We start from the raw sequence: 14,344 nt of genomic DNA, 5'->3' as shown, positions 1-14,344 counted from the left end.
TTTTTAGTTTTTATTGTTTGTGTTACATATCCGATTGGTATTAGATTTATTTCCTTTATTTTTTTTGATTTCCTTAATCATAACAAAATTTATATAAATCGTTAAAGTGCTCTTCTAGTTTAGCAACCGCTCTATCGGGGTCTCTATCTATGATAGCATCAATAATAGCCTGGTGCTCCTTAATTAATAAGTGATTTTCATCTTTGTCACAAACTTTATTTGCTACAAAATGAGTAATTATTTCTGGCGTAATCACTAACATTAATGAATTGATTACGCTATTGCCACTAGCTTCAGACAGTTTAAGATGAAACATTAAATCTTCTTCTACTGCATTAAGACCATTAATTGCTTTTTCACTGTAAGCTTCGTGCGCAGCTTGTATTTGTCGTAAATGTTCATCTGATCTTCTTGTAGCAGCTAACCTTACAGCATTTGTTTCTAGTATCAATCTTGTTTCTACTAGAGATTTAAAATCTGGTTCTTGTAATTGTAAAATATCAGTCATCATTCCGTTAAGTGCGGTAACTCCTATATTTGATACTCTTGTCCCACTTTGAGGATATTTTTTAACCAACCCATAGAATTCTAATCGTTGAATTGCTTGGCGTAATTGATTCCTACTTACACCTAACTTTTCGGCAAGAACTCTTTCTGCCGGAAGTCTATCTCCTGGTTCAAGTTGCTTAGAAACAATTAATTCCCTAATTTTAGAAATAATTATATCTTCGGAACCTTTCTTAGGATTGGATAAAACCTCCGTTTCCTTCTCTATTTTTAATCTCATATACTGGGTTTGACTTTAACTGGTTGACCAATCTGGTTAACCAAAAGTATAGTTTTTTTTTATTATCACAAAATTTATATGTTAAAAATCTTATGAAAGTTTAAAAAAAGTATTGTTTTTTAACTAAAAACACATTCTATATGGTTTTCGTTTTATGATATCAGTATTTTATGTACTACATATTTATTTATGGGATACCTTGTTGTGATACCTGTTTAGTTCGGTTTTTTTAGAGTTATTACCTATTATATTATATAGTTGAACAAATTATTTATTTAATCATCATAAATTATATTTTGTTTTAAGGTATTATTAAATCATTAATAATGAGCAAAATGTAATTTTTTTATTGTTTTATTGGGATTTATAAGGAATTGGGAGGTTGATTTTATTAAAATGATAATTCTTTTATAAATTGGTTTTTTTATTTTAATCTAGAAATTATTTTTGCGTAATATTGTACCATCTAGTTAACGAAAGGGGCTACGGCCGACGATTTAGAGTTACTATTATGAAAACGCCAACATTTATTATTAGAGAAGTGAAAGTTCAATCCTTGAACAAATCAGTTGATATTACTATATCATCTATACGCCGTTTTCGTCGCCCCTTGGGGGTTTAAAATTATTATGAAGTAGGTGCGCCCTACTTCCCTTATAAAAAGTTCCTTTTTCACGATTTAGTTATTAATTCCATTTAAAAGAATATTCTTTTATAATTGGTATTGGATATAAACTACTTACGGATCTTCTCAGGAATCATATCATTTAAATTTTAAGTATTGACATTTTTTGATATTGATAATTCATGTATAAAATGAGTTTTCATCAATATAAAAGTTGTTCATAATGGATTACATCTGGCATTAAGAAAGAGTTATAGAAACAAACGGATGAAACAAATAAAAATAATCATAGCCACTAATGATCACCTTGATTACGCTCAGGAGATTTGTGATGTAATATCGGATTCTGCTAAAGTAAGAGGTACCGGTATTGCAAAACGAACACCTGACTATGTTAAAGGAAAGATGGAAAATGGAAATGCAATTATAGCATTGTGTAATGGAGCGTTTGCAGGCTTTTGTTATATAGAGGTTTGGGGTCATGAAAAATATGTTGCGCATTCTGGTCTTATCGTACATCCTAATTATAGAAATCAAGGATTAGCCAAAAGAATTAAAGAGTTTACGTTTAATTATTCTTTAAAAAAGTATCCTGATTCTAAAGTTTTTGGAATTACTACTGGACTAGCAGTAATGAAAATAAATTCAGACTTAGGATATAAACCAGTTACATTTTCAGAATTAACCGATGACCCTAAATTTTGGGCTGGATGCAAGACTTGTACAAACTACGATATTTTAAAAGCTAAAGATCATAAAATGTGTTTATGTACTGGTATGTTATATGATCCCTCTACTGAAGTGAAGAAAAAAGAAAAATGGTACGATAAAAAAGTATTAAAAAGATTAAAGAAAATAAAACAAACAATGCTAACAAGCAATAAACAGTTGTTGTTATGGAAAAAGTAGTAGTAGCATATAGTGGAGGTTTGGATACCTCGTATTGTGTAAAATATTTAATTCATGAAAAGAAATTAGAAGTTCATACGATATTAGTAAACACAGGCGGATTTTCTGATGAAGAGCTCATACAAACCGAAAAAAGAGCGTATGAGTTAGGAAGTAGTTCTCATGTAAATAAAACAATATTAAATGAGTTTTATCAGAAAGCTATTAAATATCTAATCTTTGGTAATGTATTAAAAAATAATACATATCCTTTGTCTGTAAGCGCTGAAAGAATTTTTCAGGCAATTGAAGTAATTAATTACGCAAAAAAAGTTGGAGCAAAATATATTGCACACGGAAGTACGGGTGCAGGAAATGATCAGATTAGATTTGACGTGATTTTTCAGACATTGGCTCCAGAAATTGAAATTATTACTCCTATAAGAGATTTAAAACTTTCTAGACAAGAAGAAGTAGAATTTCTTAAAAAACATCAGGTACACTATAGTTGGGAAAAGGCACAATATTCTATAAATAAGGGTATTTGGGGAACCAGTGTAGGAGGTAAAGAGACACTTACATCTAAAAATGCTTTGCCAGAGGATGCATATCCAAGTCAACTGAAAAAAGAAACAGAAGAAACGATCACGTTAAATTTTGAAAAAGGAGAATTAATTGGTTTAGATGGAATCAAAGATGAACCAGTTAAAAACATTCAGAAGTTAGAAGAACTAGCAAGCGCCTTTGCTATAGGTAGAGATATTCATGTAGGAGATACTATTATAGGTATAAAGGGAAGAGTTGGTTTTGAAGCAGCAGCACCTTTGGTAATAATCAAAGCTCATCATTTACTTGAAAAACATGTATTGACCAAGTGGCAACAATATTGGAAAGAACAATTAGCTAATTGGTATGGTATGTTATTGCATGAAGGTAATTATTTAGATCCTGTAATGCGAAATATTGAAGTATTTCTCGATGATTCTCAGAAATCAGTTACAGGTGACGTAATCGTGAAATTAAAACCATATCATTTTACTTTAGAAGGAATCGAGTCAGAGTTTGATATGATGAAATCGGATTTTGGTCAGTATGGTGAGATGAATAATTCTTGGACTTCAGACGATGCTAAAGGTTTTATAAAAATCTATGGGAATGCCAATAAGATATATCACAATGTAAATCCAAGTGAATCATGATAAAAGTAGGGATTATAGGAGGGTCTGGATATACGGCTGGTGAATTATTAAGATTATTGGTTCACCATCCAGAAGTTGATTTAGATTTTGTATTTAGTACGACTAATGCGGGTGTACCAGTTAGTAAACAACATGTTGATTTATTAGGAGATATCACTCTTTCATTTACAGATACAATCAATCCAAATGTAGACGTTTTGTTTTTGTGCCTTGGGCATGGAAGATCTAAAGCTTTTTTGGAAACAAATACATTTTCTGAGACCACTAAAATCATTGATTTAGGAAATGATTTTAGGTTAGAGAGTGATCATAAATTTCAGAATAAAGATTTCATATATGGTTTGCCAGAATTACAAAAGGACAAAATCATGTCTGCGCAGTACATAGCAAACCCAGGATGTTTCGCAACAGCCATTCAATTAGGTTTATTACCACTTGCATTTTCGGGCAAATTAATAGATACCGTTCACGTAAATGCTACTACAGGTAGTACGGGAGCAGGAGTAATGCCTGGTGGTACTACACATTTTAGTTGGAGAGATAATAATTTCTCTAGTTATAAGGTTTTTACACATCAACATTTGGATGAGATTCATCAGAGTATAAAACAATTGCAAACTAGTTTTGAATCTCCAATTTTCTTTATTCCCAACAGAGGTAATTTCAGTAAAGGGATTTATGCTACAATGTATACTAGATATGACGGATCCGAAGAAGAGGCTAAAGAACTTTACACTTCTTTCTATAAGGATGCAAAATTTACAGTTATATCAGATCAAGAAATTTATTTGAAGCAAGTGGTAAATACAAATAAATGTATTATTCATATTACTAAAAAAGATGGGATGTTATTAATTACTTCTGTGATTGATAATTTGATTAAAGGAGCTTCTGGACAAGCAATTCATAATATGAATCTAATGTTTGGATTAGAAGAAAAAATAGGTTTAGAATTAAAAGCAAGTGCGTTTTAAGATGAATAAAATAACGATCATAGGAGGAGGTAATCTAGGTAAATCTATAATATCTGGATTGGCAAATAGTGATTTATTTGAAGCGAAAAATATTACTGTAGTAGATAAATCAAAATATAATTTAAAAGAAGTAGAAGAAAAACTAAATGTATCAACATCACAGGATATTATTACTTCTATAAAAGATGTTAAATGGGTAATCTTATGTGTACAACCTCGGCAGTTGGATGCTGTTTTACAGGAGATTAAAGATGCATTAAGTAATGATCAAATATTAATTTCAACGGTTACAGGTACTTCTATTGAAGAAATTAATGAAATAGTTCCTGATAATAAAGTAGTTCGGGTCATGCCTAATACTGGAGCATCAAAAAAATTATCGATGACTTGTATTGCGGCCAATGATAGTGTTAAAGAAGAATTATTGGTTGTAGAAAAGATGTTTAACACTATTGGAGAGACCTTGGTAATCGAAGAAAGATTAATGCAAGCGGCTACTGTTCTTGGAGCTAGCGGGATCGCATTCTTTTTAAGGTTTCTTAGAGCAATGATACAAGGAGGAATCCAAATGGGATTTCATCCACACGAAGCTCAGATTATAGCAGTGCAAACGGCTATAGGGGCGGCAACGCTAGTGGCAGAAAATGGAACTCATCCAGAACGAGAAATTGATAAAGTGACTACACCACAAGGATGTACAATCGAAGGATTAAATGAAATGGAGCATCAGGGATTGAGTTCCTCAGTGATAAAAGGAGTAATGGCTTCTTATGAGAAAATTAATACAATAAAATAAAGTGTTATGAAACTATTTGATGTATATCCACTTTATGATGTCGAACCTGTTAGCGCACATGACAGTATTGTTATCGATAAGGATGGTGTAGAATATTTAGATTTATATGGAGGTCATGCTGTAATTTCAGTAGGTCACGGACATCCACATTATGTAAAAAGATTAAAAGAGCAAATAGAAAAAATTGGATTTTATTCTAATGCTGTTCATAATAGTTTACAATCAGAATTAGCAAATAAATTAGGTCAATTATCTGGATACAAAGAGTATCAGTTGTTTCTATGTAATTCTGGGGCAGAAGCAAATGAAAATGCATTAAAATTGGCTTCTTTTTATACAGGAAAATCGAGAGTAATTTCTTTTTATAATGGTTTCCACGGAAGGACTTCTGCAGCAGTTGCTGCAACAGATAATGAAAAAATCAATGCTCCTTTAAATCAACAACAAAAAGTAACTTTTTTACCATTAAATAATTTAGAAGTTGTAAAAACTGAATTAAAAAAAGGAGATGTGTGTGCCGTAATTATAGAACCGATACAAGGCGTTGGAGGTTTAGATGAAGGAACCACTGAATTCTTTAAAGGATTAGAAGAGATGTGTAAGGAAAGCAATGTAGTGCTTATTCTAGATGAAGTACAAGCTGGATTCGGAAGAACGGGTAAATTCTTTGGTCATCAGCATCATGGGATTACTCCAGATATTATTTCAATTGCTAAAGGTATGGGAAATGGTTTTCCTATAGGTGGAATTATGATAGCACCTCATATAAAACCTAGTTATGGAATGTTGGGTACAACTTTTGGCGGAAATCATCTTGCTTGCGCTGCAGCATCTTCGGTTTTAGAAATATTAGAAACAGAAAACTTAATAGATAATGCTAGACTAACAGGTGATTATTTTGTTTCTCAAGCACTTCGTATTCCTGGAGTTAGAAAAGTAAAAGGTAGAGGGTTAATGCTAGGTTTAGAATTTGATTTTGAAGTAGGAGATCTTAGAAAAAAACTGATCTATGATGAGCATATTTTTACTGGTGGAGCGATGAATAAAAAGTTGTTAAGAATACTCCCGCCACTAACAGTTGGAAAATCTGAAATAGACCAATTCATTAGGGCGTTACAAGATATTTTGGTGTTACAAAAGATATGATTATGAGCATAGTGTTAGATATATCACAAAGAAATTCAGTATTGCAAAAGATGGCAATTTTAGTGGATCAAAACCGAGGTGAAATACTAGATGAAAATCTTAAAGATCTTAAATCTTATCAAGGGAGTGATCTTGCAATGCGTGACCGTTTAAAAGTGGATGACCATAAAATTGAAGTGATGATTGCTGCTCTCAAGCAATTGGCAAATCAAGAAGATCCAATTGGAGTAGAGCGGTTTCGATTTACCCATGATAATGGTATGCAAGTGTATAATAAAACAGCATCTTTCGGGACAGTATTGATTATTTATGAATCAAGACCAGATGTAACCGTTGAAGCGGCTGGAATTGCATTTAAATCAGGAAATAAAATTTTACTAAAGGGAGGAAAAGAATCATTACACTCTAATCTAGCAATAGTAAAACTTTGGCATCAAGCACTAAAAGAAGAGACTATCTCTTTTGATTGGATTACATATTTAAATTATAATAGACTAGAGACACAATCTTTTTTAGAAAAACCAACTCAAAATGTGGATTTAATTGTTCCAAGAGGTGGAGAAAGATTGATTGCATTTGTAAAGGAACACGCTACTTGTCCTGTAATAGTTAGTGGAAGAGGTAATAACTTTGTCTATGTCCATAATGAGGCTGATAAAGCATTGGCTTTGGATAATATCATTAATGGAAAAACTGATAAAATCTCAGCATGCAATGCTGTGGATAAAGTTCTAATTGATAAGAACCTTCCTAATAAAGAAGATTTTGTAAAAAACCTTATTACAACCCTTAAAAATTTTAATGTAGAAATATTAGGGGATACTTCTTTATCCAAATACGAAGAAGTTTTACCTATATCTGATAACAGTATTTGGCAAGAAGAATTTTTAGATTATAAGATAGTTATTGGAGAAACGGAGAATGCACAAGATGCAATTTCTAAAATAAATGAATATAGCGGAGGGCATTCTGCAGCAATTATTACGAGAAATCAGACAGAAGCCGAGACTTTTATGATGAACGTAGATTGTGCTGCGGTATATCATAATGCTTCTACAAGGTTTACAGATGGTTTTCAATTAGGTTTAGGAGGAGAATTGGCAATAAGTACAGATAAATTACATCAAAGAGGTCCAATAGGATTACAGCATTTGGTTACTAATAAATGGTATATACATGGTAATGGACAGATCAGATAAAAAGCGCATTGTACTGAAGATAGGGTCTAATGTTTTAACCAAAGGAACAGATCATATATCTAGAGGTAAGATAGAAGATATAGGTAAACAAATTGTTGCTTTACAAGATACATATGAATTTGTAATTGTTAGTTCAGGTGCTATTGCCGTGGCTAAGCAATTTGTGAACTTAGAAAGTAATGGTAAAGAAATTAATGTAAAACAAGCATTGGCATCTATTGGGCAGCCTCATTTAATGAGAATTTTCCAAGAGAGTTTTAGAGATCTCGGATTACTAACATCCCAATGTTTATTGTCTTATTCTGATTTTGAAAGAGAACAATCTAAAAGAAATATAGTAAATACAATAAATGTGTTAGTGGCTAATAATTACATACCTATCATTAATGAAAATGACACTGTAGCTACAGATGAGATTAAGTTTGGAGATAATGATAAGTTAGCAGCATTGACAGCTTGTTTGTTAGAAGTAGATTTATTAGTGATAGCTACCAATACCAATGGTATTTGTACTAAAGAATCAGTAGAGAATGGAACTTATAATACAATAGATGAGGTATATGATATGGCGCAACTGGCTGATGAAATTGTTTCCTCTATCTCAACACACGGAACTGGTGGAATGCAATCTAAAGTGCAGGCAGCAAGTATTACCCAAAATGCAGGTATAGAAACTTGGATTGTAAATGGATTAGAAGATAATTTTATGGTAGATGTGATAGATAGGAAAATTCCTTTTACCAAAATAGTTAAAGCAGTATATAATGAATAGTTACTTTTCAATAAAAGATATTGATTCACTTGATACTTGGGTCAATGAAGCGATTAAGTTAAAACAAAATCCTTTGTCTAATAAAGTGTTAGGAGCAGATAAAACAATAGGTTTATTGTTTTTTAACCCTAGTTTACGTACACGTTTAAGTACTCAAAAGGCTGCTTTAAACCTTGGAATGAATGTCATTGTAATGAATTTTACAGGAGAAGGTTGGTCTCTGGAATATGGTGATGGTACAGTAATGGATCAAGGTAATTCTGAACATGTAAAAGAAGCAGCTCAAGTAGTCTCTCAATATTGCGATGTATTAGCAATTAGAGCATTTGCTAAACTAGAAAACAGAGAGGATGATTATAAAGAAAATGTATTAAAAAACTTTATGGTACACGCAACTATTCCGGTAGTTAATATGGAAAGTGCAACTGGCCATCCTCTACAAGCATTAACTGATGCAATAACGATCACAGAAAATAAACCAATACATAAACCAAAGATTGTATTATCATGGGCACCGCATCCGAAAGCCTTACCGCAGGCAGTTGCAAATTCTTTTGTAGAAATGGTGCAGCAAATGGAAGCAGATTTTGTAATTACCCACCCTGTGGGATTTGAGTTAGCCAGTCATATTACTAATGAGGTGCCCATTGATTACAATCAAGAAAATGCATTGAAAGACGCAGATTTTGTGTATGTAAAAAACTGGAGCTCATATGCCGAGTATGGAAAAACATCTCAGGATCGAAACTGGAAAATTACTGAAGAAAAAATGAAGTTAACTAATAATGCTAAATTCATGCATTGCTTACCAGTAAGAAGAAATGTAGTTGTAGATGATGCGGTAATTGATAGTGGTAATTCTATTGTGATAGAACAGGCAAATAATAGAACATATGCTGCTCAATTGGTTTTAAAGAAAATTCTAGAAAAAACTAAGGGATGAAAAAACAAAAATTGTTAGTAGCAAAAATAGGCGGAAATATTATCGAAGATAAACATGCTTTGGATTCATTTTTGGAAGATTTTTCAAAAGTTGAAGATCCCAAAATATTAATTCACGGCGGTGGTAAATCGGCAACTAAGTTAGCTTCAAAATTAGGAGTTAAGACAGAAATGATAGATGGTAGAAGAATTACTTCTGCAGATAATCTAGATATTGTAATAATGACATACGCAGGTTTATTGAATAAGACCATTGTTTCTGGATTACAAAAATATAATTGTAATGCGTTAGGGTTAACAGGAGCAGATGCTAATGTAATTGTAGCGGATAAAAGGCCTCCACAATTTGTTGATTATGGATATGTTGGCGATGTAAAAAATGTAAATGGTAAGATTATCAAAGGGTTTTTAGAATTAGGAATAACTCCAGTTTTTTGTGCTGTAACACACGATAAGAACGGTCAGTTATTTAACACAAATGCAGATACTATTGCTTCAGAAGTTGCTTCAGCAATGGGGGCACATTTTGATGTGTCATTATTTTATTGTTTTGAATTGAAAGGAGTTTTGGAGAACATAGATGATAAAGAATCGGTTATTGAATATATTGATTTAGAGAAGTATACAGAGTTAAGAGATTCCGAGGCAATTTCGGATGGGATGTTACCAAAATTGAAGAACTGTTTTGATGCATTACAAAAAGATGTGTGTAAAGTACATATAGCAAATGCAAATTTTATAAAGGATAATACGATAAAACATACGACTTTAAGTCTATAATAATGATACAAGAACTAACTAATAAAGCTATTGAGCTATTACATAAACTGATCGAAACTCAATCTTTTTCTTCAGAAGAAGAAGAAACTGCATTGTTAATAGAAGATTGGTTTGATCAATATAATATCCCTTTTGAAAGAGAGAACAATAATATTTGGGCGTATAACAAAAGTTTTGATGAAACAAAACCAACAATATTATTAAACTCTCATCATGATACGGTAAAACCTAATGGTAATTATACCAATGACCCTTTTAAAGCTTTTGTAGAAGAAGGTAAATTATATGGGTTAGGTAGTAATGATGCAGGAGGTTGTTTGGTGTCATTAATTGCTACATTTACCTATTTCTACGATCGAGATGACTTAAAATATAATTTTGTAATCGCGGCTTCTGCAGAAGAAGAAAGTAGTGGGGCTTTAGGGTTAAAAAGTATTCTTAAATACCTAAAAAATGTAGAATTTGCAGTTGTTGGAGAGCCTACATTGATGCAGTTAGCAATTGCAGAAAAGGGATTGTTGGTATTGGATGTATCTGTAAAAGGTACTGCAAGTCATGCAGCACATCCTAATGATGATAATGCAATTTATAATATGCTTGACGTAATCGAATGGTTTAAGGAATATACCTTTGAAAAGAGATCTGAAACTTTAGGAGATGTAAAAATGACCGTTACGCAGATAAATGCAGGGAATCAGCATAATGTGGTTCCATCTCATTGTAATCTGGTAATTGATATTAGGGTGAATGATAAATATAAAAATCAAGAGGTTTTAGAAATAGTTAAACAAGCAATGCCAAGTAATGTTGAGGTACAACCTAGATCGTTGCATTTAGGTTCCTCATCAATACCAAAAGATCATGCAATTGTAAAATCAGGAATTGCTTTAGGGAGAACAACCTATGGTTCGCCAACACTCTCAGATCAATCTGTATTAAGTTGTCCATCTTTAAAACTAGGTCCTGGAGATTCTACAAGATCGCATTCTGCAGATGAATTTATATATGTAGATGAAATTAAAGAAGGCATAGCATTGTATATTAAAATTTTAGAAGGAATAGTATGAAACTTTGGGATAAAGGATTACCAACAGATCAAAAAATAGACATATTTACTGTTGGTAATGACAGGCAACTAGATTTAGTAATAGCTAAATATGATATACAAGCAACTTTAGCACATGCTAAAATGTTGCATAAGATAGAATTACTGACGGATAAGGATATTTCTGCAATTGAAATAGAACTAAAAGTATTGGCTACGCAGATCGAAGAAGGGACTTTTGTAATAGAAGATGAATTTGAAGATGTACATTCTAAAATAGAATTTGAATTAACAAAAAAAATTGGAGATGCAGGGAAGAGAATTCATACTGCTAGGTCTAGAAATGATCAAGTGTTAGTAGCCATGCATTTGTACCTGAAAGATGAATTAATACAAATAAAATCTCAAATTAAAGAGTTGTCTGAGAACTTATTAGATTCTGCAGAATTATACAAAGAAGTTTTGTTGCCAGGATATACGCACCTTCAGATTGCAATGCCATCTTCATTTGGACTATGGTTTTCTGCATATGCAGAGAGTTTTGTAGATGATTTACATTTTGTAAATGCAGCATTAAAAGTTGTAGATCAAAATCCATTAGGGAGTGCCGCAGGATATGGAAGTTCATTTCCAATAGATAGAGAATTCACGACTAGAGAACTTGGTTTTGAAACCTTAAAATATAATGTAGTTGCGGCTCAGATGAGTAGAGGTAAATCCGAAAAATCCACTGCTTTTGCAATGAGTAGTGTGGCAGGAACATTATCTAAATTAGCTATGGATGTTTGTTTATATATGAGTCAGAATTTTGATTTCATGAGTATCCCTTCAGAATTTACAACTGGTTCTAGTATTATGCCACATAAGAAGAATCCGGATGTATTTGAGCTAATTAGAGGGAAGTGTAATAAAATTCAAGCATTACCTTATGAATTGAGTTTATTGACTAATAATTTACCTAGCGGATATCATAGGGATTTACAATTACTAAAAGAAGGAATTATTCCTGCAATTCAGGATCTGAAAGCATCATTAGAAATGGCTATCTACGCCATGAAAAATGTAAAGGTTAATGAAACGATATTAGATGATGATAAATATGATTATTTGTTTAGTGTAGATACACTAAATGAATTAGTTATGAAAGGAATGTCCTTTAGAGATGCGTATGTAAAAATTGGATTAGACATCGAAAATGGAAATTACAAACCAGAGAAGAATACAAAGCATAGTCATGCAGGTAGTATTAATAATTTGTGTTTAGATCATATTAAAGAGAAATTAAATAGAGTGTAATGAAATATTCTTTGTTATTCCGTGCTGACCGGAATCTACTCAAACAAGGAACTAGATGATATAGAAGAGAAGTTGAAGCAGTTAATTGAGTGTAAGTTGAGTTAGTTTAATTTTTTTAGCTTCAACCTAGACCCTCAGTGGAGTAGTTAACCACTGAGGGTTGTTTTTTAAAAATAAATAAGTTTTTAAGTGTTTTGACTTGTTTTTGTGTTTTTTATCGATTTTTTGATGGTTGTAAAATTAGTTTCCATTATTTTAAAATTTAGTTTTATACTTTCATTATGTCAATAACTAAACCCCAAGAAATGAAAGTTTCCGAGAATAAAAGCGATGATATTATTGTGAATGATCAGGATGAACTTCAATCTTTGTTAGAGCATACGGATGAACTAATTTATCAATTTCGATATTTTCCAGAAGAAAAAAAATATACACTTCCTTTTGCCAGTAGAGGCCTATGGAATGTGTATGAAGTAATGCCTGAAGAGGTAAAATATGATGCAGCCCCAGCTATTAATAGGATCCATAAAGATGATGTTAAGGCAGTTTTTGACATAGTAAATAACTCAATGAAAACGTTAAAAAGTTGGAGCTATGATTTTAGGGTAGTATTACCTTCCAAAGGTGTTCGTTGGTTAAGAGGAAACGGACGACCGATACAATTGATGGATGGTAGTTTTCTTTGGAATGGATGTGTAATAGATATAACATCTCAAAAAAAGAAAGAAGAAGAAGTAAAAAGGACAATTGATGTTATAGAATCACAAAATGTAAGATTAATGAATTTTGCCCATATAGCAACTCATAATTTACGATCATACTCCAATAACCTAGAATTACTTCTTGAATTAGCTGAAAAAGAATCTGACCTTAATGAAAAGAACGAAATTATGGGGCATGTGAAAAAAGTGTCAGAAGGGTTTTCGGATACGATGGCACATCTAAACGAAATTGTAACGGTCTATACAGACGTAAGTCAACAATTGAAAACGGTAAACCTCAATACATCTATAGAGAAGACAGTTAATATCTTAAAAGGAAATATAACCCAAAAAAAGGCTGTAATTATAAACCAAGTCCCAACAGAGTGTTTTTTAGAATATAATCCAGCATTTATAGAAAGCATTTTACTTAATTTAATATCTAATGCTATTAAATATTCTGATTCAGAACGCAACCCAAAGATAAAACTGAATGCTTTTCACGAGAATGGTCGATTAATTTTACAAGTTTCTGATAATGGGGCAGGCATAGACCTTAGAAAACATGGAGAGAGTTTATTTGGGATGTATAAAACTTTTCATAAAAATAAAGATGCTGTTGGGGTCGGACTATTTCTTACCAAAAATCAAATAGAAGCAATGGGAGGTAAAATAGAGGTGAAAAGTAAAGTCGGAGTGGGAACAAGTTTTAAGGTTTTTCTAACCTAGTATTTTATTTAGATGTTAATTTTATAAATACTAATGATTTACAAAATATGTTTTTAGAATGTGATCTAATTTTTGATTTGAAAGAGGTTTAACAATATAATCACTAACACCTTTTACTGTTTTTGATCTTGAAATGTCATTGGGATTCGAAGAAGTCGTTAAAATCATAAGTTTACTATGTTTTATAATATCATCACCCAATTTATTGTACGCTTCAATAAATTCCCACCCATTCATAGACGGCATATTTAAATCTACAAAAATAAGCTGTGGTTTTTTTATGAAACTTACATTTATAGATTTTAGATAAGTCAACGCGATATCTCCTCCTAAAAATGTAAGTACATTCTTAAAGTCATTATGCTTGGTGATAATTCTTTTATGAATATATTGAGTAGCTTTATCATCATCGATTAGTAATACCGTTTCTACCATTGAAGTTATAATTAGTGAACTTCGAATTTC

At 31.9% G+C, this 14,344-nt stretch carries 14 protein-coding genes; 12 read left to right on the top strand and 2 right to left on the bottom strand.

All coding sequences use genetic code 11. The features are described 5' to 3' along the window. Window positions 1–73 precede the first annotated feature (73 nt). Complete coding sequence (locus NMK29_RS12860; protein WP_108803834.1) at window positions 74–787, bottom strand: FadR/GntR family transcriptional regulator; 714 nt, start codon at window positions 785–787, stop codon at window positions 74–76. A gap of 892 nt (window positions 788–1,679) precedes the next feature. On the opposite strand from NMK29_RS12860, the gene NMK29_RS12855 reads away from it, so the two are divergent. The 12 genes from NMK29_RS12855 (at window position 1,680) to NMK29_RS12800 (ending at window position 13,879) form a co-directional block, all read left to right on the top strand. Beyond that, window positions 1,680–2,321 (top strand): GNAT family N-acetyltransferase, encoded by a 642-nt coding sequence (locus tag NMK29_RS12855; RefSeq protein WP_108803835.1) that lies wholly within the window; start codon window positions 1,680–1,682, stop codon window positions 2,319–2,321. After that, entirely contained in the window at window positions 2,309–3,499 is a 1,191-nt protein-coding gene (locus NMK29_RS12850) for an argininosuccinate synthase (protein WP_027392013.1), read from the top strand. Before NMK29_RS12855 ends, NMK29_RS12850 begins: the two co-directional genes overlap by 13 nt. Beyond that, window positions 3,496–4,473 carry an N-acetyl-gamma-glutamyl-phosphate reductase gene (gene argC / locus NMK29_RS12845; RefSeq protein WP_108803836.1) on the top strand — a complete coding sequence of 326 codons (978 nt, stop codon included), beginning with the start codon at window positions 3,496–3,498 and terminating at the stop codon, window positions 4,471–4,473. Before NMK29_RS12850 ends, argC begins: the two co-directional genes overlap by 4 nt. Before the next feature lies 1 nt (window position 4,474). Next, window positions 4,475–5,269, top strand: a complete 795-nt coding sequence (proC, locus tag NMK29_RS12840; RefSeq protein WP_108803837.1) for a pyrroline-5-carboxylate reductase — start codon at window positions 4,475–4,477, stop codon at window positions 5,267–5,269. Window positions 5,270–5,275: 6 nt separating this feature from the next. Further along, entirely contained in the window at window positions 5,276–6,415 is a 1,140-nt protein-coding gene (locus NMK29_RS12835) for an aspartate aminotransferase family protein (RefSeq protein ID WP_108803838.1), read from the top strand. A gap of 2 nt (window positions 6,416–6,417) precedes the next feature. Continuing rightward, window positions 6,418–7,614 carry a glutamate-5-semialdehyde dehydrogenase gene (locus tag NMK29_RS12830; protein WP_108803839.1) on the top strand — a complete coding sequence of 399 codons (1,197 nt, stop codon included), beginning with the start codon at window positions 6,418–6,420 and terminating at the stop codon, window positions 7,612–7,614. After that, window positions 7,598–8,386: a glutamate 5-kinase gene (proB, locus tag NMK29_RS12825; protein ID WP_108803957.1), complete on the top strand. Its 789-nt coding sequence runs from the start codon at window positions 7,598–7,600 to the stop codon at window positions 8,384–8,386. The genes NMK29_RS12830 and proB overlap by 17 nt, the downstream gene beginning before the upstream one ends. Next, window positions 8,379–9,329 (top strand): N-acetylornithine carbamoyltransferase, encoded by a 951-nt coding sequence (locus tag NMK29_RS12820; RefSeq protein ID WP_108803840.1) that lies wholly within the window; start codon window positions 8,379–8,381, stop codon window positions 9,327–9,329. Before proB ends, NMK29_RS12820 begins: the two co-directional genes overlap by 8 nt. Continuing rightward, on the top strand, window positions 9,326–10,108 hold the full coding sequence (gene argB, locus NMK29_RS12815) for an acetylglutamate kinase (protein ID WP_108803841.1): 783 nt from the start codon (window positions 9,326–9,328) through the stop codon (window positions 10,106–10,108). The genes NMK29_RS12820 and argB overlap by 4 nt, the downstream gene beginning before the upstream one ends. A 2-nt stretch (window positions 10,109–10,110) precedes the next feature. Next, window positions 10,111–11,175, top strand: coding sequence for a M20 family metallo-hydrolase (locus NMK29_RS12810; protein WP_108803842.1), 1,065 nt, complete (start codon window positions 10,111–10,113; stop codon window positions 11,173–11,175). Beyond that, window positions 11,172–12,449, top strand: a complete 1,278-nt coding sequence (argH, locus tag NMK29_RS12805) for an argininosuccinate lyase (RefSeq protein WP_108803843.1) — start codon at window positions 11,172–11,174, stop codon at window positions 12,447–12,449. Before NMK29_RS12810 ends, argH begins: the two co-directional genes overlap by 4 nt. A gap of 305 nt (window positions 12,450–12,754) precedes the next feature. Then, window positions 12,755–13,879: an ATP-binding protein gene (locus tag NMK29_RS12800; protein ID WP_159092248.1), complete on the top strand. Its 1,125-nt coding sequence runs from the start codon at window positions 12,755–12,757 to the stop codon at window positions 13,877–13,879. Between the two features lie 30 nt (window positions 13,880–13,909). On the opposite strand, the gene NMK29_RS12795 is transcribed toward NMK29_RS12800, so the two are convergent. Next, on the bottom strand, window positions 13,910–14,314 hold the full coding sequence (locus tag NMK29_RS12795; RefSeq protein ID WP_108803845.1) for a response regulator: 405 nt from the start codon (window positions 14,312–14,314) through the stop codon (window positions 13,910–13,912). Between the last annotated feature and the right edge of the window lie 30 nt (window positions 14,315–14,344).

Origin of the sequence: Aquimarina sp. Aq107 (assembly GCF_943733665.1) — a bacterium.
GTDB lineage: Bacteria > Bacteroidota > Bacteroidia > Flavobacteriales > Flavobacteriaceae > Aquimarina.
This window is presented reverse-complemented; position numbering and strand designations above follow the sequence as displayed.

Excerpts from the sequence above, each read along its gene's own strand:
- NMK29_RS12860 (WP_108803834.1), bottom strand. The coding sequence starts at position 787 with ATGAGATTAAAAATAGAGAAGGAAACGGAGGTTTTATCCAATCCTAAG.
- NMK29_RS12855 (WP_108803835.1), top strand. The coding sequence starts at position 1,680 with ATGAAACAAATAAAAATAATCATAGCCACTAATGATCACCTTGATTAC.
- NMK29_RS12850 (WP_027392013.1), top strand. The coding sequence starts at position 2,309 with ATGGAAAAAGTAGTAGTAGCATATAGTGGAGGTTTGGATACCTCGTAT.
- argC (WP_108803836.1), top strand. The coding sequence starts at position 3,496 with ATGATAAAAGTAGGGATTATAGGAGGGTCTGGATATACGGCTGGTGAA.
- proC (WP_108803837.1), top strand. The coding sequence starts at position 4,475 with ATGAATAAAATAACGATCATAGGAGGAGGTAATCTAGGTAAATCTATA.
- NMK29_RS12835 (WP_108803838.1), top strand. The coding sequence starts at position 5,276 with ATGAAACTATTTGATGTATATCCACTTTATGATGTCGAACCTGTTAGC.
- NMK29_RS12830 (WP_108803839.1), top strand. The coding sequence starts at position 6,418 with ATGAGCATAGTGTTAGATATATCACAAAGAAATTCAGTATTGCAAAAG.
- proB (WP_108803957.1), top strand. The coding sequence starts at position 7,598 with ATGGACAGATCAGATAAAAAGCGCATTGTACTGAAGATAGGGTCTAAT.
- NMK29_RS12820 (WP_108803840.1), top strand. The coding sequence starts at position 8,379 with ATGAATAGTTACTTTTCAATAAAAGATATTGATTCACTTGATACTTGG.
- argB (WP_108803841.1), top strand. The coding sequence starts at position 9,326 with ATGAAAAAACAAAAATTGTTAGTAGCAAAAATAGGCGGAAATATTATC.
- NMK29_RS12810 (WP_108803842.1), top strand. The coding sequence starts at position 10,111 with ATGATACAAGAACTAACTAATAAAGCTATTGAGCTATTACATAAACTG.
- argH (WP_108803843.1), top strand. The coding sequence starts at position 11,172 with ATGAAACTTTGGGATAAAGGATTACCAACAGATCAAAAAATAGACATA.
- NMK29_RS12800 (WP_159092248.1), top strand. The coding sequence starts at position 12,755 with ATGAAAGTTTCCGAGAATAAAAGCGATGATATTATTGTGAATGATCAG.
- NMK29_RS12795 (WP_108803845.1), bottom strand. The coding sequence starts at position 14,314 with ATGGTAGAAACGGTATTACTAATCGATGATGATAAAGCTACTCAATAT.